The organism is Paenibacillus sp. TSM33 (assembly GCF_056099025.1).
In genome coordinates, this window is sequence record NZ_JBLZXB010000008.1 from 121160 (window position 1) to 144788 (window position 23629).

Below are 23629 nucleotides of genomic sequence, written 5' to 3' on the forward strand. Positions count from 1 at the left end.
TACATTATTTACATTGTCGGCAGGGTTTAGCCCTTTTCTAATCAAATTATGGCTTGGTTCACTGTGTGACGTCTGTTACAATAGAAGAGGCATATATGATGGATAGAAAAGAGGTCGAACAGGTGGGCACTTCAGCGATTTGGGAAGCAGTTATCTATTGGGTGATCTTGGTGATTTCTGCTCTGTGTGTGATTGCAGTATCTGGTAGTCGTAAGACCGCAAGCACGATTATTTTGGCACCCGTTGTTTTGTTCTGTACCATATTTATGATGCAGGGCTCGGTGTTTACTGCTATGAAGCACCCGACCATGGGGGCTAATGTCGGTCTGGGTATGGCGTTTCTGACCACATGGGTAGTCAGCGGAATATTGTTTGCTGTAGCGCTTGTGATTGCTTTTATTAAATATACCAAAAAGAACAAGGCGTAGTTCAGCCTTAACTCAGATGAACAAAGGCTTTCGGCGATGTGCCGAAAGCCTTTTTGTATTCTTAGTTAAACATACAGGATGTCTTCGTTCATCTGCGTCTTCTCATGAGCAAAACAACGATCAGCGCAATGATGATCACGATCAATAGAAACTTCATAGTCGATAACCTCCTTGATCTGTCTCCTATTTGATATTAACCATTTTTGATAAGTGTGCACCGATGCATCCTAAGCAAGTATCTATTGTCAAATGTTTGGCGAAAATGTGATTGTGGGATCAAAAAGAGGTTTACAGGCTTAGCTGGAAAGTGTATACATAAAGTAAGGAGGCGATTGCCATGAGTGATCGTACATTTCATTTGTTTTATATTATTTTCTTGACGGTTTTGGCGCTTGGAAGCGTTGGAGGAATCTCTTGGTGGTTGCGCTCTATCGGTCGTCAGGAGAAGGAAAAAAACTAAATTTAGCATGGGTATACAAGCCCGTATGCATCTTCCAGTAGGAGGGTGCATTTTTATGTGTTATAATGGGAACATATGTTCTTCATAGGAGGGATAACGATGTTGCCGGATTTGGAACGGAAGCTACTGCGTATTTTGTATAATTATTTTGCCCAGCATCGCCACATGCCCACAATGGCTGAATTGTCAGCAAAAACGGGTAGACGAGATCCTGAAATTACAGCCGCATTGCGACATATGGAACAAGAGCGCTATATCACATGGGAAGCTAACACAAGTACCCAGCATATTGTTTTACTGGAAGGATGGGAGCGTCCTTCCACCTACAAGCCTGCCCAAGTGGAAGCTGGACGCCCTACTACCCAAAAAATACAGTCCGGTAGTACGGAATATTGGACGAATTATTAGTAGGCCATATAAGGCTGGAAAATTAATGAGTTTTTAAGGTGCATATCATTTAGTTTTAAGAAAGCAAGACTATAATGACCCTATTAACCCCTTTTTGATCAAGCTATAGGCCCTGTCGATGTATCGGCAGGGTCACTTTTTTTGTTCATAGATGCGTTTTCCGTATATGAAAAATCCCCCGGGGATCATCCGGAGGATGGGTGCAGCTTGCGTATACTGCACGGCCTGCTCAAACTTCATCGTTTGATGGCATAATATATATTTAACCCCTGCTACCTTGTATTATATGGTCAGCATGTTCATAAGGGGCAGTCTGATTCCTCTGTTCATTTTCCAAACGACAAAAGCCCTACCTCTCTTTCGTCCTTGCGGCTCCGATGACCGCGCCAGTGTGAATGTGAAAATCTTCGGCAAAAGCTCAAAATTCTACATTAGGGTTATACATAAAATTTGGAGAAGCTCCATGCGGTGATTAGGAGTATAGCTTCTTGCGTGGAATCCTATGGGGTTAAAACATACTTTATTAGTATAGCAAGGATGATTCTAAAATGCAAGGGATTAGACTTATTTTCATTTGCAGAGAATGGAGGCTGTGACAAATTGCCCTGACAGAGCGTGCGAATTTTGTAATAGTGTAGTTACACGAAAAGACGGAAGGAAATAAGAACTATGACCGCTTCAAGGAAGGACAAACAAACATCACAGAATAACTCGTCCTCAGTCTGCACATGCATTAATTTGCGTCGTGCCTCGATGGTTGTATCAGGGCTGTATGACCGATATCTGGCTCCAAGTGGACTCAATATCTGCCAGTTTTCGCTGCTCAAGCACTTAACGGCGCTGGGACCGGTAAGCGTAAGCGAATTAGCGTTGGAGATGCGGCTTGACCGGACCACGCTTGTGCGCAATTTGAAGGCCCTGGAGCAAAGCGGGTATGTAAAGGATACATCGGCTGAGGGAAGCCGAAATCGCTGCCTTACCCTGACGGAGAGTGGAAAAACGTTATATAACGAAGCAGCAGAGCTTTGGGAGGAGGCGCAGTTATTTTTACAGGAGTCACTGGGAAGCGTTGATTTGCAGGTATTGACCGCATTGTTATCCAAAATTGAAAACTTGAGACTGTGATGTACCTTCGCCTAATAAGGGAGGTCATGCTGGTCTATTCGTGTATATACACGAAAAAAGGTCCAGATGTGTAATGCAGCCATTCAACTGTTAACAGGTATCCGTAAGGAAGTTGAGAAATTCACAATAACTAAGAAGAGGGATGTGGATAGGATGATGCCCGTATCGGATATGAAAGAACTTATCACAGCCGAGATGAAAGCCTATGTGAGGGAAGACAAGGGCAATTTCTGTGAAGAATTGCAGAGCCCTTACTACGATGAACCGATTATTCAATTTGCTGCGGCTCATGATCCTTTGTTTGAGGAGTATAAAACAGTGGTGGGCCCCGACCATGCTACGCCGCAGGAGGCCTTCGAACGGACATTCGGCACAGGAAGCTTTGATGGAGGCACCGTTGTCAGTGTTGTGCTGCCGATCAGTGAGACGATCCGCAAGGCCAACCGTGCGCAAAAAGCAAGAGCCTCCAGAGAGTGGGCGCTGCTGCGGACCTTTGGCGATGAATATTTTGTGCGGTCGGCAAGGCAGCATTTGACGGAATATCTGAATGGACTTGGTTACCGAGCGGTGGCACCACTGGATACGGATTGGTACAACATCCACGGTGCCACAGGTGGTCCAGTCTCTAACTGGTCGGAAAGACATGTCGCGTATGCAGCCGGTCTCGGCACCTTCAGTATCAACGATGGCTTCATCACCGAGAAAGGAATTGCCATCCGCCTGCTGTCTGTAGTAACGGATCTGCAGGTGCCGCCTGATGTCAGAGTATCCTCGAACCTGAGCCATACCGGTAACTGTCTGCTGTGCAGCAAAGGCATTTGCGGTGTGTGCATTACCCGCTGTCCTGTGCAGGCCATCAGCAAGGAAGACGGTCATGACAAAATCGCCTGCATGAAATTTGTGTACGGCGAAGAATCCCGAAAGTGGGCCGTTTTAAACGGCGGTGAGGCTAAATCGGGTGCCGGCTGCGGACTTTGCCAGACCAAGGTGCCCTGCGAAAGCCGCAATCCGATGCGGACCGCTCGCTAGTGTTATTTTCCTAGAATTCATGCAAATTGCTCATGGAAGAAGGTTAACTTTTGACGGCTGGACTCCGATATTGAATACAAAGATATTTTATGAGCGTACGGATGAAAAGAGGGGTAGCATTTTGCCGATCTATAAGCGCTTTATTCAGCATGTTATCCTGAACTATATTATAGGTTCATTTATTGCTGTACTACTGGTATGTATGATTTTTGTATTTTCCACGTTAAATGTCGCCCACTATGAGCTTCTGGGTCTTGTCAAAATTGTTGCATTTTCTAGTGTCATTATGATTGTCTGTGAAACCATAGTGTTTCGAATGCACTTAAGACCCGTTCATCGTTTTTTCCAAGGCAATCAGGAGACGCTCAAGGATGTAGAAGCAGTGTATATCCGGGTTCATCATCTGCCTAATTTGTCAGTTTTACGTATTGTTGGACCGCATTTGCTAGGCTTCTCTATCCCGGCAGCCGTCATTGCACTATGGATGATACATACTGGACAACTTACCTTTCCCTTTTATTATGTAGGAATCGCCTGTATAGGAGCTTGTTTGGTCGCTTCCATGCATGCACTGGTTGAATTTTTTCTGACCATGAGAGCAATCAAACCGCTGCTGGAGGAGATTCGGGATCGAACCTATCAGCAATATGGATTGAACCTTTCCCTGCGAGGTCGAGTTCTGCTGTCACTTCGGCATAAATTCCAGTTAAGTGCAACGTTAATTGGTGCTTTTCCTCTGTTTCTGTTTTGTTTAGCTACGCAGATTCGGCTGGAACGTCTAGAGGCGGCGGATTCCGGCTCCTATTGGGCATGGGCGGGTACGATTTTAATATCTGGTGTAGCCTTTGCTTATTTGGGAGGCAGGCTGCTAACCCGTGAGATCGAACAGCCGATCCATCACTTATTGGAAAAAATGAATGAAGTGAAGGAAGGCCGCCTGAATAGTAACGCCAGTGACTTGTATTCGGACGAATTTGCGGAGCTGGTCGAAGGATTTAACATGATGATCGAGGGCCTGAAGGAACGAGAGGAAAAGAACGGTCAGCTATTAGACAGTTACTTTGCCACTTTGGCTGCAGCGCTGGATGCGCGGGATGCCTATACCGCAGGACATTCGTTGCGCGTGGCCGAATACTCTGTACTCATTGGGCGAAAGGGCGGCTTGGGCGAGACGGATCTTGACTTGCTGCGTAAAACAGCCTTGCTGCATGATATCGGTAAAATCGGTGTGGCTGACGCTGTGTTGTTTAAGGATGGCAAGCTGACGGACGAGGAGTTTGACCAGATTAAAATGCACCCGGTTATGGGGGAAAGTATTCTTCGGCAAGTGGAGCCGGCTTATGCTATGGCCCCTTATCTGCCCGGCGTGCGGTCGCACCATGAGCGTTATGATGGCAAGGGATACCCTGACCAGCTCTCGGGGGAAGATATCCCACTATTTGGACGGATTATAGCCGTAGCAGATGCCTATGATGCGATGACGTCGGATCGTCCCTATCGGAAAGGTATGAAGGAAGAGAAGGCGGTTATGATATTGGAAGAGGGCAAAGGAACCCAGTGGGACCCTTACTTTGCCGAATTATTTGTCAAGGAGTGGCGCCGGAACAGAGGCATTCCAAGCTGACTCTATAGATACTCCCACGAGGGCGAGCCGTTGCGGTTCGCTTTTTTTATACACACACGCAGGCCTCTTTGGATATGTCGAAAGATGGGGCTTCATGTTATGATGTACGAGTAAGGCAAAATCGGCTAGCATAGGCCTGGCATCTAATTTCTCGCGCAATGGGAGTGTGAATCCATGCAATTTTCAATGATGTTTTTAATGAATTTGGGGATGCTGATTGCCGTTGCCTATGTGGCGAATGTGATTTATAAATATGGTTTGAGTCGTACGTCTACGCGGTTCAAATATATCAGCTCGGTGCTGCTGGTGGTATTTGGCGGATGGGTCAGCTCTTGCTTTGGTTTTAACTTCAATGAAACCGTTATTTTTGATTTGCGTTTTGTTCCGCTAATTATCGCAGCGTTGGTGTACCCACGCTCCTACACACTGATTATTATTGGGGTAGTAATCGGTCTTACAAGATTTACCTTTGGTCTGAATATGGCGGCGTGGGTCGGCTTTCTGAATATGAGCATTTTGGGGGTATTATGCGCTGGATTGAACTACTGGATGCGCCGCTCCACCTGGCGCTTGATTATTAAGGCATCCGTAACTATTTTAGCGGTTAATATTGTAAATACGTTAAATATTGCCTTCCTCGGCGTCATTCCCTGGCGCTATTATGTAGCGGAGGTTGTTCCTCTTACATTGCCTATCGGCGTTATCCTCAGCTTTTTATTTGCACTGATATTACGTGATTTTCAGATGGAGCAGCAGCGAAACTATCAGATTCAGCAGGCGAATGAGTTGTTGTCAGAGCAGCGTGATCAACTGCAAAAGGCAAAGATTATTTTAGAGGAACGTGCCAAGCAGCTCATGATGGCTTCCCAGTATAAATCCGATTTTATGGCAACGATGTCGCATGAGTTACGTACACCTCTTAACAGCATCATTAACCTGGCACAGATTATCAACGAGCAGGGAAAAGAGCTGGATGAGGAAGAGCTATACCAGTACAGTGATTTAATCTATGCCTCGGGGCATGATTTGCTCTAACTGATCAATGACATTCTGGACTTATCCAAGGTCGAGGCTGGGCACATGGAAATCGTAAGTGAGCCAGTCAGTGTGCGTGAGATTGCGCAGGGGATGATGATGCATTTTGATGTCACAGCGAAGGATAAAAACCTGGAATTCAGCTTGAACATGCATGAACATATACCAGATGAAATTCGATCCGATTCCAAACGAGTACAGCAAATTTTGCGCAATCTATTGTCCAATGCCTTTAAGTTTACTCATAAAGGACGTGTATTGCTGGAAATCAGCACACAGCATCTGGATCGAAAGGGCCAGGAGGGAGATTGGGTTGTATTTGCTGTAAAAGATACAGGCATCGGTATATCCAAGCTTCAGCAGCATGTTATTTTTGAGGCATTCCAGCAGGCGAACGGTTCGATTAATCGTAAATATGGTGGAACTGGGCTGGGGTTGTCCATTAGCCGTGATTTTTCCCGCTTGTTAGGCGGGTTTATCCGTCTGGAGAGTGAAGAGGGCAAGGGAAGTACTTTTTCCCTGTACCTGCCTATGTGTCCGTCCGGCAGCAAGGAGGCGGACGAACAGCCGTTTAAATTAACCTGATCGCAATCATGGGGACAAGGAGCGTTAGGAGGTATTTCATGGAACGTAAAGCGGTCGTTGTGGGTGGCACAGGGCTTGTCGGGGGTTATGTTGTACGGGAGCTGCTAGTGCAAAAAGAATACAACCGCGTCATGGTTTTGGGCAGGCGTCCATTGGACATCAAACATCCCAAGCTGGAACAAGCGCTCATTGACTGGGAACAACCACAGAAGTCGGCCTTCGCCCTCGAAGGGGTAAATGATATGTTTTGCTGCCTTGGGACAACGATGAAAAAGGCTGGCTCCAAGGAGCAGTTTCGACAGGTGGATCTGGACTACCCGGTTCTGATGGCCCAGTTGGGCAAAGAGGCTGGAGCAGTGCAGATGCTCGCGATCTCTGCGATGGGCGCTGATCCGGATTCACGTGTGTTTTATAACCGTACCAAGGGTGAGGCTGAAGAGGCGCTTGCCATGATTGGGCTGCCTGCACTACATTTGTTCCGTCCATCGCTCATTTTGGGAGCGAGGCCTGAACGACGTTTTGGCGAAGCCGTCGCCACATTTGTCATGAAGACGCTAGATGGCCTGATGACGGGCAGGCTCGCTTCCTATCGCGCCATTCCCGCTTCGTTCATCGCACGAGCTATGGTACGAATTGCTCTCGCGCAGGCGAGCGGTGTACATATTTATCCGAATGACATCATTCGGGTCATCGGTGCAGAACTAACCTCCGATGATGAGGAACCTGGTACAGGAACGACTCCTGCTGACATTGTATAAAACCACAGTTAGAATTAGAAAATGATAATAACGCCGTTGTTGCCCAATCATTCGGGCAGCAGCGGCGTTATTCTTGTTTTATGGGTGGTTTGCATTTTGCGGCACATCGATCGTAATCTCTAATTCATCGATGTAATGACGTGTCCAGTTGCCATTAGCATCGAATCGAGCACTACCACCTGGTTGGGTTGGCAAGATATAAGGCTTGAAGATGATCTTCTGGGGAGTGTCCACAAAAGGAGTAAACAGTGTGATCATTTTGCTGTCATGTTCTTGGGTATGGGGAACTCCGGAACCGCTCAGTAATTGAAGTTCTCTTCCCTGCTCGTCGAATACAGCATAATCAAGCATATCCAATTCTTTTTTGGTGTACTGGATCGTTTGTCCGTTTTTGATGTACTTGTATTCTCGTTCTACAGTGTAATCATCCGGCATATGTGCAATATCGGTCAGCATTTTGAACGATGTTGTAATCTTGGTCGTGATGGGGGTTATTTCTACTTTTTCTACCGTAAATGCAAGATACGGATTAGATTTGCTCATTTGCGGCTGAAGTATCTTGTTATTTATTTTAGTTTTGTGAACCGTGGTTTGTATGCGGAACGGCTCGGGTACACCTTTTAATTTTGCATATACCTCTAGCTCAAACTGATCCGGTAAGGCGGGTTTACCGCTGGCAGGGTCACGCATATATGAGATCAGCATAGAATTACTATCTTTGCCTGGACGACCATACATGAGATTAAAGGCGCTACTATTGCTGTTGACCGATGTACCATTGATGGACAGGTCTATCTTCTCCACCATATCCTCTTCCTGCCCTTGCGTATTGGTAGTTGGGTACAGGAATTGATACTGTGAATCCCCACCGCTTTTTTCCAACGCTACGACCAAGCGTGTCCCGTCAAATATGATTTGAGGTACCTTCAATGTAATACCGTCATGGGTAACGCTGAGATTCGATGAAGTGGCCAACCCTTTCTGGTCAGCGGTTTGCAGCCCAAGATCCCCAGCTAGCTTGAACACGCTATCAACAAGGGGGACCTGTTTTAATGATTCCGCCATTGTAGGCGAAACAAAGGCGCTGCCAATGATCATAACGCCAATGAGCGCTGCAGAAGCAGCGGTAATTGCAGTTCTCCGAAAAAACCTTTTAACGGATTGATGGGAGGATGGGCGGTTGGGTAGCAGTTCCGGATCCGATTCCATTTGTGCATAAAATGCATCTAGGCGTTGCCTAACCAAATCAGGGATGACTACCATTTCTGCTTCCAAGTTTTCCTTTTCCAATTGTAATTTCTCATCCAGCTCTTGATCATGGTTTTCAAACTCTGAAGGATTCATTGAAGGGTCACCTTCCTTTCTCCGCGATTTTGTAGCAGGTCCATTAATGTTCTGCGAGCACGGTGCAATCGTGTTTTGACGGCACCCTCTGATAGATTCAGTAACTCTGAGATTTCCCTAATCGGCATATCGCGCAAATAGTGCAGGGAAATCACGGTTCGCATGGATTCCTCCAAGTGGTCGATGGCCTCGCGCAGTTCGATTTTTTCGTATCCGCCCGAGGTGGACGGCTCCTTTATAAATTCCGCCACGGGTACAACCCGTTTTTGCTTGCGGATCATGAGATGGCACTCATTAATGAGAATACGAAGCAGCCATGTTTTAAAATAGCGAGGTTCACGCAGCTCACCCAGAGACTTGTATGCTTTGAGCATGGCTTCTTGCATTGCGTCCGCGCAATCCTCATTGCTGCGAAGAATGGAACGCGCCATGCCATACATATCGGATTCCATCTGTTTCATCAAGGCGACGAACGCCTTGCGGTCCCCGTGCCTTGCTTGGTGTAAATTTGTTTCGAGATTCAAAGGATGGTGCTCCTTTCCCGTCTATACTAGCTATAATCATTGTACCTGTATTTCAATTTGAGATTTAGAATCTATGGTGTAGCAGGTTACAGGAGTTAGATGATGCACGGGTGTTAAAGGTTACAGCAGAAATAAAAAAAATGTAGCACCATCACAACAAGGTGTCTTTAAAGAAACCCCACATGTCAAACCGTCGCACGGAATAGTGGCTTTGGACTTCACATGCTATAATACGGTGAAACAGTATCAGGAAGGAGAATCCAACCCATATGAAAAAAACGATTGCTACTGAAAAAGCACCCGGCGCTATCGGACCCTATAGCCAAGCCGTAGAGGCGGGCGGGTTTATTTACACCTCGGGACAGCTCGGGCTGAATCCGGCAACAGGTGAGTTCGGCAAGGATGTGCAGGAGCAGGCTCGCTTGTCCTTGAGCAATGTACAGGCCATTCTGGAAGCGGCAGGCAGCAACCTGAACCAGGTTGTGAAAGCGACTGTATTCCTGAAGGACATGAACGATTTTGTCAGTGTCAATGAGGTGTACAGTTCCTTCTTCGAGCAACCATACCCAGCACGGAGTGCGGTGGAGGTAGCTCGTCTGCCTAAGGACGCATTGGTGGAGATTGAAGTCATTGCATTGAAGGGCGAATAAGTTACCAGGGTTCGTTCATAAAATAAATAGTTTGCATGGAACCGGGTGTCACTACTATAGTGGCATCCGGTTGTTTTGAATGTAATGCGTGTTGTTCTTTTATATACAAGTGGAGGTGGAGATGATGAATAAAAAAATAATGTTCACTGGTGGAGGCTCTTCAGGACATGTAGCAGTAAACCTAGCTTTGATTCCTCACTTACTGGAACAGCATTGGAGTGTCCAATACATAGGCTCTGAACAAGGGATTGAAAGAAAACTGATCTCTGGATTAGAAGACGTGTGTTATTTTAGTGTCGCAACCGGGAAATTACGCAGATATTTTGACTGGAATAATGTTAAGGACCCTTTTAAAGTGCTAAGGGGGATTTCTCAAGCATACCGGATCATAAAGAAAGAAAAACCAAATATTATTTTTTCAAAAGGCGGGTTTGTTTCCGTGCCTGTGGTGTTGGCTGGGTGGTTGAACAGAGTACCCGTCATCATCCACGAATCCGATCTTACCCCTGGATTAGCGAATAAGATTTCCAGCATGTTTGCTACCGAAATTTGTACTACTTTTCCTGAAACAACTGAATATTTTCGCTCAAAGAATACTCGGTATATTGGTGCTGTTGTGAGAGATGAGCTAAAAGAGGGGAAGGCGGCCAAAGGGTTAGCCTACTGCGGTTTTACTCGAAATAAGCCCATCGTGCTGATCATGGGTGGGAGTTTAGGTTCCAAGAAGATCAATGAGCTGGTCTGGTTAAATTTAGAGGCTTTGCTCGCTCATTTTCAAATCGTACATATTTGTGGTAAGGACCAAGTGAATGATTCTGTTCGTATGAATGGTTATCAGCAATTTGAATACATAAACGATGAACTGGCGGATGTAATGACGATGGCAGATATGGTTGTTTCCAGGGCAGGTTCAAATTCCATTTTTGAATTCTTGACGCTGCGCAAGCCTATGCTGTTGATTCCTCTGTCGAAGGCAGTCAGCAGGGGAGATCAGATTCTAAATGCAAAATCATTTAAAGCACAAGGCTTGTGTGAGTTTTTAGAAGAAGAAGAGCTGAAATCTGAACGATTTGTTAACATGATTCTTCGTGTGTATGAAAAAAGGTCAGATTACATTCGCAATATGGAGAAAATAAATACCGATCAATCGACAAGCAAGCTTTTAGATTTGATTAAAGTCTATGCCTGATCATATTTAATAAAAAACAAAGCAAGCGAGCTTGGGCTAAATGATTCAGACCCATGCTCGCTTGTGCTTGTTGCTAGGAGATGATATTCGTTTCCTCTAATCCCGGTCTCGATTACGGGCAAAGAATAGCCACAGCGCGTACACCAGGATAATTGCCGACAAGATCCATGCAGCCAGCCGTACATTTTCATTGTTCGGATGCTCGACGGCGATAGCGACATAGGCCCATACAAATACAAGAGGGTAGATGCTGTCACGATAAGGAAAGCTGACCAAGATGGCCAATGCGGTGCCAATAAGCAGGATGATGATCGCCCATATCGTATCGCTGAGACCCCAGCCACTCCATTCATTCTTTTCCAGTGCTACTGCAATGTTAATGATGGTAGCAACGGATACCCAACCGAGATTCAGACTGAAAGGCAGCTTGACGAACCACATTTCTCCGCGAGTTGGCTGCGGCGTACGGGTACGTATATATACGACGAATAGGGAGAGTAGGTATAGAATAATGACGATCACGCACAGTTCTACGTATACATACTGCCATAGGAAAATCCAGATGATGTTGAAGAGACAGCTCAAAATAAAGAAAATACCAATAGACTGAACGCTGGTCTTGGCTTGCCCTGTAGATGTAGCTTGGTACACGGCAAAACAGGCGAGCAGCACGTAGATGACCGACCAGATGGAAAAAGCGTAACCTGCTGGCGTAATTAAGGTAGGATACATGTTGGATACAGCAGCAGTGCTTCTTCCGCCAATGGGAAGTGTAGAAGCGAGAATGTTAACGATAACGACAGCGATGAATGCAATAATATTCCACCATTTATATGGATGGCTTCGTGACATAGGAATAACTCCTCCTCGACGAATGATGTTCGAAATGACCGACTGGTCACTATCTTCTACTATGAATATACCCACTTTGCTTTCAAATATGTCCGAACGGGGAAAAGTTTCTTGATTCCAAAATAATCATAAAAAGTTGTATGTATATGCATTCATATGTAGTACAATGGTAAAAATTTTAAGCACTATATAAACTGAATTTTCTTAAATTCAACTTATATAGAAGTAAGGAGATCAGTAGAATGAGAGGATTAGAGAGAGTAGGGAAATTTGTAGGTGGGACCTTTTCCATCTGGGTACTTTTGTTTGCATGTTTGGGATTTTTCTTTCCTACGGCGTTTACCGGGTTGAAAGGATACATACAGTTATTTTTGGGCATTGTCATGTTCGGGATGGGGCTGACTTTATCTGCGGCCGACTTTCGTGAAGTATTCCGGCGTCCAGTGGATGTGGCTATAGGAGTGGTAGGCCACTATCTAATTATGCCATTTCTCGCCTTTGTATTGGCATTAGTATTGCAGCTTCCACCGGATATTGCGGTGGGTGTCATTTTGGTTGGCTGTTGTCCGAGTGGAACTGCATCCAACGTAATGACGCTCTTATCTAAAGGCGACGTGGCGCTTGGTGTATCGATTGCTTCAGTGTCGACGCTGATTGCTCCACTGGCGACCCCGGCGATGATTAGTCTGCTTGCCGGACGCTGGATGAATATTGATGCGAAGTCGTTGATCATGGATATTCTCATCGTGGTTATTGTCCCTATTGTGCTGGGTGTAATCGTCAAATCACTATTCCGCAAACAGGCGGAAGCCAGTGTCAAGGCGCTGCCGCTCATTTCAACCATGGCGATTGTACTCATCGTGGCTATTGTGGTTGCAGGCAGCAAAGGCAAGATTTTGGAGACAGGTCCGATTATTTTTGCTGTGGTTATTTTGCATAACGGTATCGGTTTTCTGCTCGGATATTGGTTTGCCAAGCTATTCGGCATGGATCTCTCCAAACGTAAAGCCGTTACGTTGGAAACAGGAATGCAGAATTCCGGGCTGGGCGCTGCTTTGGCAGCAGCTCATTTTAATCCGATTGCTGCTGTACCGAGTGCGATTTTTAGCGTGTGGCATAATATTTCCGGCTCGTTGCTGGCGACCTGGTTTTCCCGCCGGGAGGAGAAAGATAGCATGGCCGGAAGCAAATAAACGATGGTCAGTAGTTGATGAAAAGTGGCTAAAATTCGGATTTTCCGGACAGTTTAAGGGAGATCAAAAAGGTTAGATTTGACTTTATAAGGGTGGATCATTATACTGTGGTTATTATAACCACTGTATTTAAGTAAGCAACAGCCAAAGAGGTTTCGTCATGGAAGGAAAATGATATCGAATTCGTATTCACTTCATGCTCAATAGCCCTATATGATCTGATCTGACTTAAACTGAAGGAGAGAGAACGAATGAACCCGAAATATAATCCTTTATTTGAAGCTTTTACCCTGCCATCCGGGGTTACATTGAAGAACCGCATTACGATGGCCCCTATGACTAACTTTGCTTCCCACGAAAATGGAGAAGTCAGCGACGAGGAACTGGCATACTACCGTGAACGTTCAGGTGGTGTGGGCGCGGTTATCACCGCATGTGTGTATGTAACTCCAGATGGCAAAGGATTTGTTAATGAGTTTGGTGCGGACAAGGATGATATGATTCCTAGCCTGCGTCGTCTGGCGGATACGATTCATCAGGAGGGCGCGAAAGCGATCCTGCAAATCTATCATGGTGGCCGTCTGTGTCCACCGGATCAGATTCCAGACGGACAACCGATCAGTGCAAGCGCAGTAGCTGAGGAAAAAGAAGGCGCACCTGTGCCGCGTGAAATGACATCTGACGATATCCACCGCGTCATCCGCGCCTATGGCGAAGCAACTCGCCGCGCGATTGAAGCAGGCTATGATGGTGTGGAGCTTCACGGAGCGAACGGTTACCTGGTGCAACAGTTCTTCTCCCCGCATTCCAACATTCGTACCGATGAATGGGGAGGAAGCCTTGAAAAACGGTTGACCTTCCCGTTGGCGATTGTTCACGAAGTGAAGAAGGTGATCGCAGAGCATGCGAAGCGTCCATTCATCTTCGGATACCGCTTGTCTCCTGAGGAAGGACACACGCCAGGCATCACACTGGATGATACGATGGTGCTTGTAGACCGTCTGGCGGACGAAGGGCTGGATTACCTGCACATTTCCGTGAATCATTTCTTCGGCGGCTCGTTCCGCGACCGCAGTGACGAACGGTCACGTACGGTTCTGATCCATGAGAAGGTTGGGAAACGTGTGCCAGTCATGGGAGTGGGTTCACTGAATACACCGGACGAGGCGCTTGCAGCGCTGGAGACAGGTGTACCACTTGTTTCGCTGGGACGTCCGTTGCTGATGGAGCCGCAATGGGTTCAGAAAGTGCAAAATGGCACAGAAGATACCATTCGCACGACATTATCCAAGCAAGCCCAGCAGGAGCTGGTCATTCCTGATTACCTGTGGGGTGCGCTGACGACCATTCCAGGGTGGTTGCCTGTTACGGACTAAGTTTTAAATAATAAATACCCTAGGCTACTTGTATGTGCCTGGGGTATTTTCTTGTCTCGTGACCGTGAATTACAATTACATAGGAATAACATTGAGAGAAGGTAATGATAATGTCCCATGAAACGAATGGTGTGATTTCGATGAAGTCCACCCATCCAGGTCTACAGGTTCGGCTTTTACAAGTAAAGGATGCAGAACGTTTATTAGAAATTAGACGCCAACATTTTGAGTTTTTCAAACCATTCGAGCCAGAACGACCTGAACATTACTTTACCCTGGAAGAACAGGCGCGTTTGATTTCCAACGGCTTGGAAGCAGCGCAAGCTGGACAGGGATATACGTTCGGACTTTTTTTGCCGGAAAATGATAAGCTAATCGGCAGAATGGAGCTGTCTGGTGTCGCTAGAGGTCCCTTTCAAAACGCCAATCTGGGCTACTTCGTAGATCCTGCATATCACGGACAAGGCTATGCCACCTCGGCAGTAAAGGATATTGTCCGCTACGCCCTGAATGATTTGGAATTACACCGTATTCAAGCTGGAGTCATGCCAAGAAATACCCCCTCCCATCGAGTGATGGAAAAGGCGGGATTTCGCCGCGAAGGACTGGCTCTCAACTATTTGAAAATTAACGGTGTGTGGGAAGATCATGTGTTATATGCGATAACGGCTGAGGATTTGCAGAATGGCGCCTTCTGAATTCGCCAGGCGTGACTCCCTCAAGTTTTTTGAACACTTTGCCAAAGTATTTCTCATCCTGATATCCGACCATACCGGCAATATGATGAAGCCGCAGCTTGTCATTCAGCAGTAGCAGCTTTGCCTTGCCCATCCGGATCTGGCACAAATAATCCGACAGATTAACCCCGTACTCCTGCTTGAATTTACGAGAAATATATTCTCGGCTGAGGTAAAAGCGGCTCGCTATATCCTGTAGAGAAATGTCCTCGTCGTAGTGAGCATCCAGATAGCGGGCAATATCACGGATCGTCGGGTTGTTTGGACTATGGCTTGGTGTAAGTGCCTGACCGGCTGCCAGCAATCGATTTTCGATCTGTTTTTTCCATAAAGGCAGGGAAAGCATGCCGCGGTTGTCGACCGGCAAGGCAGGAATGGTGCTCGACTCATCTGTCAGTTCCTCGCCTTCGGCATCTCCAGGTCTGTCATTCAGCCAGCGAGCTAGCATCCAATCCAGCTCTTGATTCCAGCCGGCTAGCTGCTCTGCTGTAACCGAAGGCAGTACGGCTACGGCTGCTACCCAACTGCCTACCGCTATAGATACGCGGCTGGCATTACAGCTGAGCGCACTAAGCCGTAGTTCCTCTTCCATCTCAGGCAACTGGGGAAGACGAACGGTCTGCCGTGCCGGAGAACTCTGGTGCATCCAGTCGGTAGCCTGCAGCACATCCCGTTTCCACAGCGCTTGCCGTGCTTCTTGGTAGGCTGAGGCTGCCCCCATCGGAAAGGTTCCGAAAGAACCAACCCCGATGTGCATGTAGCATCGTAGCGCCGTCCTAATCCCTGCGTGAATGTCCTGCAAGAGCACTGGCCATCGAGCCGGCTCGCCCCAATATAGCAGAATAATTTCATCCGTACGCTCCAGATGACGGAATGCAACTCCGGTTTGAGAGGTACCCAGAAATTCGTTGCAAATGTTAATGAGGGAAAAGCTTAGAAGCGCGCGACGCGTTTTATATTTGTCCAGTATATCGGCTTCCAGTTGAGTGGTACTCATCACTGCTGCATTACAGCTCTGAATAGCTGTCGGGAGGCGCAGTTCCTCACGTAAGGGAGTGATGGAAAGCGCCGTACCGGAAATGAGTTCGGTCAGGAGTTTATCAGCATAGTGCGGTCTCATCCGGTTGACCTCCATAGCCTGCATGGTCTGCCTGTTCCGGTCTTGCTCCGCTGTCCGCCAAGCTTGAGTGGCTTTACTAACCGCCTCATTGATCTCTACCGGATCTACGGGCTTAAGAATATAGTCCATGCCTCCCCGGCGAATGGCCTGCCGAACCAACTCAAAATCATCATAGCCGCTGACCACCACGACTCTGGTAGCTGGAGAATTCGCTTGAATCCACTCCATCAAGGCTACTCCATCTCTACCAGGCATTCGCATATCCGTGAGTACCACGGGTGGGGAAAGTGCGGTAATGACCTCAATCGCCTGATCGCCTGATTCAGCCTCGATCACCTCGGTCACACCGTAAGCTTCCCAATGTACAAGCATCCGAATGGCGTGACGTACATGCTTTTCATCATCCACAATCAGGACCTTCATTGACAGATCACTCTCCCTTGATATGAATTTCTGTATGAGATTCGGTGCGAATTTCAAGTGTAAAACGAACGCCATGAGGCAGAATATTGTCTACACACAGGGTATTAGAACCATCCTCCGAGTGAAGCTGGATACGTAATAGGACATTACGAAGACCAATGGAGTTCTGCTCGCTAGTGTCTGATTCCTCATGGGCTTTTAGCGGACGTTTCAGCATATGCTGAAGCTGCTCCAACTCGGTTTGTGGAATCGATGTGCCGTTATTTTCCACTTCAATCCTCACGATGCCTTCCCGGATTCGGTAGGCTGTAATGCGAATCTTACCAGGCCCCAACCGAGGATCGGCCCCGTGTTTAAAGTAGTTTTCCACCAACGGCTGGAGAATCATTTTAGGTACCCGATCATTCAGAACTTCATCATCCCATTGGTATGTGACCTCTAATTGCTCACCGAAGCGTTCCTTTTGCAAATCAAGGTACTGTTTTACATGCTCAGCCTCTTCCTTGAGTGTAACAACCGTATGATCCCGCATATTATAGCGCAGCATTTTGGCAAGGGAAGAGAGCAGAGAATAGATTCGCGGCACCTCATGCTGTAAAGCCAGTGTTCCAATAGATTGTAACGTATTATATAAAAAATGAGGATTAATCTGTGCCTGAAGCGCTTTCAATTGATGTGTCTTGTTAGCCAGTTCCAGCTTGTATTCCTGCAAAATAAGATTATTGATGGTATCCATCATCTGCCTGAAGCGACGCGACAGCACTCCAATCTCATCGTTGCTCATGGCTCGGATGTCTACATCCAGCTGACCGGACTGAATCTGGTTTATGTAGCGAGTCAATCGCTTGATAGGTTCCGTAATTTTTATCGAAATCCATAACGTGGCGACAATAACGAGCAGCAACGCCGCGCCTGTAATGACCGCATTGATCTGGGTCAGTTGGGTAGCCCGCAAATAAAGCGTGCGATGAGGAATTTTCTTGACGAGTGTCCAGCCTGACAGGTTGGCATCCAATTTGCCATATACGTGCAGGGCTGTATCATCTTCAATTACACCGTGCTCGTCTTCTTTAGAAATTCGCTTGAGCAGGCCAGATTCCTTCCAGTGTGTTCCAATGGATGATTCTTTTCCGCTATAGATGATTGTTCCGTTCCGATCAATTAAAAACAGCTCCTCTGTATCCGCATCATATAATTGACGGCAAATACTGCGCAGCGACTCCAAATCAACATCTATAGCCAGCACCCCAAGCGTTTCCGAAGATGGAATGTTCCGAATCGCCCGGTGGAGTGTAAATACCTGCCGCTCTGTGCTGTGCTCTGTATAGGAAACCGCCGAAAAGCCGTACAAATGCTTTATGTGCGAGGGTTGTATGAACATTCCGGAAGGACCGTAATGAATAGAACCGGTAAAGGGCTCCAGCCGGAACTCCCGTAGAGGAACCGTACTGGTAATCAGCGTAGATTGCCCAGCCTCAAACGAATGCAAGTACACCTGGTCAATGCCTGTGGAAGCATTCATCATCGTTTGCAGCGTGGTGTAAATTTCGGCAACGGCCCGGTAATCATCCGGAATTTTAGCCAGGTTGCGCAGAAAATGAGGGTCATTATAGACTCCGATCGATGCGCGATTTAATCCCTGTAAATAGTTATCCAGATTCGTAATTCCCTGAAAAATAAGCCGCTCATTTTCTTGGGTGGCCTGTTCCCGCAAGGATTGCTTGGTGAGGATGAAGGTCATGGTCATTGAAAGTAGCAGCGGAAGGGTGACCGCAATGAGTAGAAACCAGATTAGGCGAGAACGAATGCTATGAAATTTCATGCAGGTAGCTCCTTTCACAATTCTAGGCAAGCCGGAGGTCAATATTTTCCCCCTTAATGGTTCACGATCTTGCGTGTTCTCCAGAGCGCTAATTCGACATAATGAACATGTGAATCGCATATCCATACGGCTAAAGCGTCTATGTTGCTTGTAAGGAAGCCGTTGGAGCGTTCCAGACACCAATAGACACAACAAAGGGGGGATCGGTTTGAATCGCGCCAAGTCGTCGCAATGGCTCCAGCAATGGATTTTTGTAGGGCCATCGACGTTATTTTTCGTTATCATTATTGTAATCCCTTTCATGCTGGGAATGTACTATTCTTTTACAGAGTGGAATGGGGTAGCCAATCAGGCAAAATGGGTCGGACTGGACAATTTCAGTCATATCTTATGGAACGATGACAAATTCGGGACAGCGTTCTGGTTTACGGTCCGTTTTACGGTGATTGGAGTGGTAGCTGCCAATATTTTTGGTTTTCTGCTGGCGTATTTTCTAACCAAGCCGCTAAAAACAAAAAATGTGCTTCGAACTATTTTTTTCATGCCTAATGTGATTGGAGGTCTGTTGCTCGGATTTATCTGGCAGTTTATTTTCGTCAAGGGATTTGCAGCGATCGGCGAGAGTACGGGGTTGTCCTTCTTCAATCTGTCCTGGCTGGGTGATGAGATTACGGCCTTCTGGGGCATTGTGATCGTGTTTATCTGGCAAACAGCCGGATATTTAATGGTGATTTATATCTCTTCCCTGACCAACGTGCCCCGAGATATGCTGGAGGCAGCCGAGATTGACGGAGCGAGCCGGATGCAAATCTTGCGGTCCATTATACTGCCTTTGATCATGCCCGCCATTACGGTATGTCTCTTCCTGGCGATATCATGGTCGTTTAAAATGTTCGATCTCAACCTGTCGTTGACGAAGGGTGGTCCCTTTGGTTCTACAGAGTCAGTGGCACTCAATATATACAATGAGGCGTTTGTCAATAATCGTTATGGGTTGGGAACGGCTAAAGCACTTATTTTCTTTATCATTGTTGCTCTCGTTACGAGCCTTCAGGTACGTCTGACGAAAAGCCGGGAGGTGGAATCGTAAATGGAAACAAACAATCGCTACCGCGTTGGAACCTGGGCGACCGAGTTGGTGATGATCCTCGTTGCATTGTTATTCCTCGTCCCGTTTTACTTTTTGTTCGTGAATTCGGTCAAAAGCTTTGGTGACCTGCTTACTGATTCTGCGGCCTGGCCACAGACGTTTGTATGGAGCAACTATGCTAGAGCTTGGAGCATTACGCGCTTTCCTGAAGCGTTATGGAACTCATTCGTGGTTACGGTGGTCAGCAATCTGCTGCTCGTACTGATCAGCTCAATGGCTGCTTATCGAATGGTTCGGCATCCAACACGCTACAATCGGGTGCTGTTCAGCCTGTTCGTGGCTGCGATGGTCATTCCGTTCCAATCGGTGATGATTCCTTTGGTCAAGGTTGTAAGTACGCTGGATTTAATGAACAGCATTAGTGGTCTGGTGATCTGTTATCTGGGATTCGGGGCACCTATGTCCATCTTTCTCTTTCACGGATTCGTCAAAGGTGTACCAGTCGAGGTGGAAGAAGCGGCTACAGTAGACGGCTGCACGCCTTACGGGGTGTTTTTCCGGATTGTATATCCGTTGATGCTGCCCATGATGGTAACGGTTATTATTTTGAATACACTCTGGATCTGGAATGACTATCTTCTGCCTTCTCTGGTGCTGCAAAAGGCTGAACTACGCACCATTCCGATTGCAACCTATGCCTTTTTCGGACAATATACGAAGCAGTGGGATTTGGCTTTGCCTGCTCTGGTGCTCGGCATCTTGCCGGTGATCGCATTCTTTCTGGCCATGCAAAAATATATTATACAAGGGATTATGGCAGGTTCGGTTAAAGGTTGAGTGTTGATTATGGTGCTATGAAACCTAGAATAGAAAGGAACATCAAAATGAAAACGCATACTTTTAAGAAGAAAGCACAGGCACTGATTTTGCTTTTTGCAGCTTTTGCTCTGGTTTTGGCGGGTTGTAACAGCAGTGGGGGGCAAAATGCAAGCAATGAGGAAGTTAAGGAGAAAACCATTCACATTTTTCAGTTCAAGGTAGAGATTGCAGAAGCACTAAATCGCATGAAAGGAGAATATGAGGCGACTCACCCGGGAATCAAGCTCGACATTCAGACTGTAGGCGGTGGCAGTGACTATGGGGCGGCGTTAAAGGCCAAATTTGCCTCTGGCGAACAACCGGATATTTTTAACGTCGGCGGTTATCGTGAGCTGGATACGTGGCTGGAATATTTGGAGGACCTATCAGACCAGCCTTGGGTTGGTGATGTGGTCGATGTCGCCAAAGAACCGATGACCAAGGATGGCAAGCTGTACGGTCAGCCAATGAATCTGGAAGGATACGGCTTTATTTATAATAAGGATTTGTTCAAAAAGGCTGGAATCACCGATCCTCCTAAAACGCTGTCCGAGCTGGAGGCTGCTGCGCAAAAGCTGCAAGCCGCAGGGATCACACCTTTTTCCAACGGATACCAGGAGTTTTGGGTGCTGGGCAATCATTTGCTGAACGTGGCATTTGCTAATCAGCCAGACCCTTCGGGCTTCGTCAAGGGACTGAATGATGGCACAGCCAAAATTCCGGGCAATGCTGTATTCGCCGAGTGGATCAAGCTGCTCGATCTGACGCTTAAGTATGGCAATTCGAAGCCGCTCACGACCGATTACAATACGCAGGTAACGAACTTTGCCACTGGCAAGGCTGCCATGATGCAGCAAGGGAACTGGACTCAGGTCCAAATTGACGGAATTAATCCGAAGCTGAATCTGGGTATTCTGCCTATGCCGATTGGTGAAGACGCAACAGCCGGAGATAAGCTGTTTGTAGGTGTCGCCAATAACTGGGTGGTTAATAAAAATTCGTCTGTCAAAGCCGAGGCCAAAGAGTTCTTAAACTGGATGGTGACCTCCGAGCAAGGGAAAAAGTATATCACCAAGGAATTTAAGTTCATTCCAGCGTTCAAGAGCATCAAAGGGGAAGAGGCCGATATGGGCCAACTGGGTGCCGAAGTGGTGAAATACAGTCAGGAAAATAAACTGCTGGGCTGGTTCTTTAGCCGTTATCCTGAAGGAGCGCAGCAAGAATTCGGAAGTCAAATGCAAGCCTATGTGGCAGGTAAATCGGATGCTGGGAAGCTGTTCGAGGATTTCCAAAGAACATGGGATAATTTGAAGACCAAATAATTCAATGAAATACGCGGAAGAGCCTTCGCATGTCAGGGAAATTGCATGATCCTGAGCATACGAAGGCTTTTTTCGTAAACATAATTATACATTATAATAAAGCAGTACAATATCCCCGCGGCGTTCTATTTCTTGGAGTTCAAATGTACTTGGTAGTGTTCCTTCTGGAAATAACGGTATTCCTTGTCCAAGCACTTTAGGAATGATCGCAATGATTGCCTTTTCCAGCAGTCCAGCCTGCATGAAGGCCTGAACTAACTGACCTCCACCTACTAGCCATACCAAACCTTCCGATTGTTTTTGCAGACGCGGAACTAGCTCAGACAGAGCCTCGTCCGTAAATGTAACGTGTGGTGCCTGCTGTTGCTCCGTTAATGACCGGGTGAGTACATAACAAGGCTTTCCGGCATAAGGAAAATCATCCGAAAGCTTCAACACTTCCTCATACGTCATTCTGCCCATCAGCACCGTACCTACGGTGTCATAAAAGTCAGCATATCCATTGTCCCCGCCATCTCCTTTGACATCATACAGCCAGTCCACCGACCCGTCCGGCAACGCAATATACCCGTCGAGACTCATGGTGATATACAGTACTACTTCGTTTGATTTCAAATCCTTCATCGTTCATCTCTCCTTTCTATCTCTATGTTACAATCTATTTATGACATACTTTGTCGTAGTAAAATAATCGTTTAAACATTATTTTTATTAGAGGAGTACCTTATGAACGAACGCAGAATTGCTCTTATGAGGATACTGGATTCCCGAAAAAAATATACGGCGCGTGAGTTGGCCGAACGATTTGGTGTCTCTGTCAGAACGATACAAAGAGATCTCGACTATTTGCAGCAAACCGGGCTACCCCTGTATACCGAAACGGGCCCTCACGGCGGATACCGGGCACTTCCCAATCGGCTTCTTCCTCCCCTTCATCTTGCGCGCGACGAGGCTTTGGGTCTTTTCCTCATGCTGCAATTACTGGAGGATATTCCGGATATCCCTTTTGGATCGGTTCGTAGACATTTATCCGAGCATTATTATGCCGAGCTTCCTCAGGACGTACAGGACAACATTGATCAATTAAAGGATTATATTTCTTTTCGTATGATCCCCACTCACGCAGACTCACCCTACACCTCGCTCATTTTGGAGGCTGCGCTGAATAAGCGCAGGGTGAACATGCACTACCACTCCGCTTCCGGGACAAAGTGGACCCAGGTATATCCGATTGGGCTTTATTTTGATCACGGATATTGGTATATGCCAGCACACAGCAAAGACCGCATCATCCTGTACCGTTCAGATCGGGTGATCACCATAACGATGCTAGATGAAACCTTGGACCATCTTCCTACCCTTCAAGAATGGCTGAATGCGGAGGATTCCCGTAAAGGAATTCCAACCAAAATAAAATTTACCGCATTGGGTGCCAGGCTGGCCGAATCAGATGCCCTCTTTCACAATGTCTCTCATCAGGAAGGGCTGGGTCAGGAATGGCAGGGACATATTCCCGTTGAAGAGTTTAGGTATGTATCCAGACTTTTGTTGAAATACGGCCCAGAGGCCGAGGTCGTATATCCGAAAGAACTGCGCATGCAGGTCAGGAAATTGCTACAAGACAGCCTGAATCCTTATCTGAAAGATGATGAAGAATAAGAGGGAATGCCATGCATT

22 protein-coding genes and 1 pseudogene are annotated in these 23629 nt (G+C 46.8%); 17 read left to right on the forward strand and 6 right to left on the reverse strand.

Annotated elements, in window-relative coordinates:
- The first annotated feature begins 95 nt into the window (after positions 1–95).
- The 8 genes and pseudogenes from ACN6NF_RS02790 to ACN6NF_RS02825 all read left to right on the forward strand — a co-directional run bounded on the left by ACN6NF_RS02790 (position 96) and on the right by ACN6NF_RS02825 (position 7452).
- On the forward strand, positions 96–428 hold the full coding sequence (locus ACN6NF_RS02790; RefSeq protein WP_474314924.1) for a hypothetical protein: 333 nt from the start codon (positions 96–98) through the stop codon (positions 426–428).
- 337 nt (positions 429–765) lie between these two features.
- The gene (locus ACN6NF_RS02795; RefSeq protein WP_016819476.1) at positions 766–888 is read left to right on the forward strand and encodes a hypothetical protein; all 123 of its coding nucleotides are present in this window, start codon (positions 766–768) and stop codon (positions 886–888) included.
- A 99-nt stretch (positions 889–987) separates the two neighbouring features.
- Complete coding sequence (locus tag ACN6NF_RS02800) at positions 988–1296, forward strand: LexA family transcriptional regulator (protein WP_474314927.1); 309 nt, start codon at positions 988–990, stop codon at positions 1294–1296.
- A gap of 669 nt (positions 1297–1965) precedes the next feature.
- A complete protein-coding gene (locus ACN6NF_RS02805; protein ID WP_474314930.1) occupies positions 1966–2421 on the forward strand; it encodes a MarR family winged helix-turn-helix transcriptional regulator in 456 nt (151 codons plus the stop codon).
- A gap of 153 nt (positions 2422–2574) precedes the next feature.
- Entirely contained in the window at positions 2575–3450 is an 876-nt protein-coding gene (locus ACN6NF_RS02810) for a 4Fe-4S binding protein (RefSeq protein ID WP_474314933.1), read from the forward strand.
- Between the two features lie 121 nt (positions 3451–3571).
- The gene (locus ACN6NF_RS02815) at positions 3572–5074 is read left to right on the forward strand and encodes an HD-GYP domain-containing protein (protein WP_025363890.1); all 1503 of its coding nucleotides are present in this window, start codon (positions 3572–3574) and stop codon (positions 5072–5074) included.
- Positions 5075–5248: 174 nt separating this feature from the next.
- Positions 5249–6694: pseudogene (locus ACN6NF_RS02820) on the forward strand (ATP-binding protein).
- A 38-nt stretch (positions 6695–6732) separates the two neighbouring features.
- Positions 6733–7452 carry an NAD(P)H-binding protein gene (locus tag ACN6NF_RS02825; protein WP_474314934.1) on the forward strand — a complete coding sequence of 240 codons (720 nt, stop codon included), beginning with the start codon at positions 6733–6735 and terminating at the stop codon, positions 7450–7452.
- Positions 7453–7530: 78 nt separating this feature from the next.
- On the opposite strand, the gene ACN6NF_RS02830 is transcribed toward ACN6NF_RS02825, so the two are convergent.
- Together ACN6NF_RS02830 and ACN6NF_RS02835 are read right to left on the reverse strand one after the other, a co-directional pair.
- Positions 7531–8796: a DUF4179 domain-containing protein gene (locus ACN6NF_RS02830; RefSeq protein ID WP_474314936.1), complete on the reverse strand. Its 1266-nt coding sequence runs from the start codon at positions 8794–8796 to the stop codon at positions 7531–7533.
- A complete protein-coding gene (locus ACN6NF_RS02835; RefSeq protein ID WP_474314937.1) occupies positions 8793–9320 on the reverse strand; it encodes a sigma-70 family RNA polymerase sigma factor in 528 nt (175 codons plus the stop codon). Before ACN6NF_RS02835 ends, ACN6NF_RS02830 begins: the two co-directional genes overlap by 4 nt.
- Positions 9321–9589: 269 nt before the next feature.
- On the opposite strand from ACN6NF_RS02835, the gene ACN6NF_RS02840 reads away from it, so the two are divergent.
- Complete coding sequence (locus ACN6NF_RS02840; RefSeq protein ID WP_474314940.1) at positions 9590–9970, forward strand: RidA family protein; 381 nt, start codon at positions 9590–9592, stop codon at positions 9968–9970.
- 124 nt (positions 9971–10094) lie between these two features.
- Positions 10095–11159, forward strand: coding sequence for an undecaprenyldiphospho-muramoylpentapeptide beta-N-acetylglucosaminyltransferase (locus ACN6NF_RS02845; protein ID WP_474314941.1), 1065 nt, complete (start codon positions 10095–10097; stop codon positions 11157–11159).
- A 96-nt stretch (positions 11160–11255) separates the two neighbouring features.
- Here the strand turns inward: ACN6NF_RS02845 and ACN6NF_RS02850 are convergent, their stop codons facing one another.
- The gene (locus ACN6NF_RS02850; protein ID WP_474314943.1) at positions 11256–12011 is read right to left on the reverse strand and encodes a tryptophan-rich sensory protein; all 756 of its coding nucleotides are present in this window, start codon (positions 12009–12011) and stop codon (positions 11256–11258) included.
- A 242-nt stretch (positions 12012–12253) separates the two neighbouring features.
- Here ACN6NF_RS02850 and ACN6NF_RS02855 point away from each other — a divergent pair, with 242 nt between their 5' ends.
- From ACN6NF_RS02855 to ACN6NF_RS02865, 3 genes are all read left to right on the forward strand, one after another.
- Positions 12254–13204 (forward strand): bile acid:sodium symporter family protein, encoded by a 951-nt coding sequence (locus ACN6NF_RS02855; protein WP_474314944.1) that lies wholly within the window; start codon positions 12254–12256, stop codon positions 13202–13204.
- Positions 13205–13455: 251 nt separating this feature from the next.
- Positions 13456–14580, forward strand: coding sequence for an NADH-dependent flavin oxidoreductase (locus ACN6NF_RS02860; protein ID WP_474314946.1), 1125 nt, complete (start codon positions 13456–13458; stop codon positions 14578–14580).
- Positions 14581–14690: 110 nt separating this feature from the next.
- Positions 14691–15278 (forward strand): GNAT family N-acetyltransferase, encoded by a 588-nt coding sequence (locus ACN6NF_RS02865; RefSeq protein ID WP_474314948.1) that lies wholly within the window; start codon positions 14691–14693, stop codon positions 15276–15278.
- Here ACN6NF_RS02865 and ACN6NF_RS02870 read toward each other — a convergent pair.
- Both ACN6NF_RS02870 and ACN6NF_RS02875 read right to left on the reverse strand, forming a co-directional pair.
- Positions 15208–16860: a response regulator gene (locus tag ACN6NF_RS02870; protein WP_474314950.1), complete on the reverse strand. Its 1653-nt coding sequence runs from the start codon at positions 16858–16860 to the stop codon at positions 15208–15210. The genes ACN6NF_RS02865 and ACN6NF_RS02870 overlap by 71 nt on opposite strands.
- A 7-nt stretch (positions 16861–16867) precedes the next feature.
- On the reverse strand, positions 16868–18682 hold the full coding sequence (locus tag ACN6NF_RS02875; protein ID WP_474314951.1) for a sensor histidine kinase: 1815 nt from the start codon (positions 18680–18682) through the stop codon (positions 16868–16870).
- 208 nt (positions 18683–18890) lie between these two features.
- Here ACN6NF_RS02875 and ACN6NF_RS02880 point away from each other — a divergent pair, with 208 nt between their 5' ends.
- Genes ACN6NF_RS02880 through ACN6NF_RS02890 form a run of 3 tightly spaced genes read left to right on the forward strand, consistent with a single transcriptional unit; the run spans position 18891 to position 21952 of the window.
- A complete protein-coding gene (locus ACN6NF_RS02880) occupies positions 18891–19772 on the forward strand; it encodes a carbohydrate ABC transporter permease (RefSeq protein ID WP_474314953.1) in 882 nt (293 codons plus the stop codon).
- A complete protein-coding gene (locus tag ACN6NF_RS02885; protein WP_165083508.1) occupies positions 19773–20609 on the forward strand; it encodes a carbohydrate ABC transporter permease in 837 nt (278 codons plus the stop codon).
- Between the two features lie 47 nt (positions 20610–20656).
- On the forward strand, positions 20657–21952 hold the full coding sequence (locus ACN6NF_RS02890; RefSeq protein ID WP_474314954.1) for an ABC transporter substrate-binding protein: 1296 nt from the start codon (positions 20657–20659) through the stop codon (positions 21950–21952).
- Positions 21953–22036: 84 nt separating this feature from the next.
- Here ACN6NF_RS02890 and ACN6NF_RS02895 read toward each other — a convergent pair whose 3' ends face one another.
- Positions 22037–22576, reverse strand: coding sequence for a dihydrofolate reductase family protein (locus tag ACN6NF_RS02895; RefSeq protein WP_474314956.1), 540 nt, complete (start codon positions 22574–22576; stop codon positions 22037–22039).
- Positions 22577–22678: 102 nt separating this feature from the next.
- Between ACN6NF_RS02895 and ACN6NF_RS02900 the strand changes: the two genes are divergently transcribed.
- Positions 22679–23611: a helix-turn-helix transcriptional regulator gene (locus tag ACN6NF_RS02900; protein WP_474314958.1), complete on the forward strand. Its 933-nt coding sequence runs from the start codon at positions 22679–22681 to the stop codon at positions 23609–23611.
- The last annotated feature ends 18 nt before the right edge of the window (positions 23612–23629 follow it).

What these genes read in the sequence shown, in the direction of transcription:
- ACN6NF_RS02790 (WP_474314924.1), top strand. Translation starts at nt 96, where the DNA reads ATGATGGATAGAAAAGAGGTCGAACAGGTGGGCACTTCAGCGATTTGG.
- ACN6NF_RS02795 (WP_016819476.1), top strand. Translation starts at nt 766, where the DNA reads ATGAGTGATCGTACATTTCATTTGTTTTATATTATTTTCTTGACGGTT.
- ACN6NF_RS02800 (WP_474314927.1), top strand. Translation starts at nt 988, where the DNA reads ATGTTGCCGGATTTGGAACGGAAGCTACTGCGTATTTTGTATAATTAT.
- ACN6NF_RS02805 (WP_474314930.1), top strand. Translation starts at nt 1,966, where the DNA reads ATGACCGCTTCAAGGAAGGACAAACAAACATCACAGAATAACTCGTCC.
- ACN6NF_RS02810 (WP_474314933.1), top strand. Translation starts at nt 2,575, where the DNA reads ATGATGCCCGTATCGGATATGAAAGAACTTATCACAGCCGAGATGAAA.
- ACN6NF_RS02825 (WP_474314934.1), top strand. Translation starts at nt 6,733, where the DNA reads ATGGAACGTAAAGCGGTCGTTGTGGGTGGCACAGGGCTTGTCGGGGGT.
- ACN6NF_RS02830 (WP_474314936.1), bottom strand. Translation starts at nt 8,796, where the DNA reads ATGAATCCTTCAGAGTTTGAAAACCATGATCAAGAGCTGGATGAGAAA.
- ACN6NF_RS02840 (WP_474314940.1), top strand. Translation starts at nt 9,590, where the DNA reads ATGAAAAAAACGATTGCTACTGAAAAAGCACCCGGCGCTATCGGACCC.
- ACN6NF_RS02845 (WP_474314941.1), top strand. Translation starts at nt 10,095, where the DNA reads ATGAATAAAAAAATAATGTTCACTGGTGGAGGCTCTTCAGGACATGTA.
- ACN6NF_RS02850 (WP_474314943.1), bottom strand. Translation starts at nt 12,011, where the DNA reads ATGTCACGAAGCCATCCATATAAATGGTGGAATATTATTGCATTCATC.
- ACN6NF_RS02855 (WP_474314944.1), top strand. Translation starts at nt 12,254, where the DNA reads ATGAGAGGATTAGAGAGAGTAGGGAAATTTGTAGGTGGGACCTTTTCC.
- ACN6NF_RS02860 (WP_474314946.1), top strand. Translation starts at nt 13,456, where the DNA reads ATGAACCCGAAATATAATCCTTTATTTGAAGCTTTTACCCTGCCATCC.
- ACN6NF_RS02865 (WP_474314948.1), top strand. Translation starts at nt 14,691, where the DNA reads ATGTCCCATGAAACGAATGGTGTGATTTCGATGAAGTCCACCCATCCA.
- ACN6NF_RS02870 (WP_474314950.1), bottom strand. Translation starts at nt 16,860, where the DNA reads ATGAAGGTCCTGATTGTGGATGATGAAAAGCATGTACGTCACGCCATT.
- ACN6NF_RS02875 (WP_474314951.1), bottom strand. Translation starts at nt 18,682, where the DNA reads ATGAAATTTCATAGCATTCGTTCTCGCCTAATCTGGTTTCTACTCATT.
- ACN6NF_RS02885 (WP_165083508.1), top strand. Translation starts at nt 19,773, where the DNA reads ATGGAAACAAACAATCGCTACCGCGTTGGAACCTGGGCGACCGAGTTG.
- ACN6NF_RS02890 (WP_474314954.1), top strand. Translation starts at nt 20,657, where the DNA reads ATGAAAACGCATACTTTTAAGAAGAAAGCACAGGCACTGATTTTGCTT.
- ACN6NF_RS02895 (WP_474314956.1), bottom strand. Translation starts at nt 22,576, where the DNA reads ATGAAGGATTTGAAATCAAACGAAGTAGTACTGTATATCACCATGAGT.
- ACN6NF_RS02900 (WP_474314958.1), top strand. Translation starts at nt 22,679, where the DNA reads ATGAACGAACGCAGAATTGCTCTTATGAGGATACTGGATTCCCGAAAA.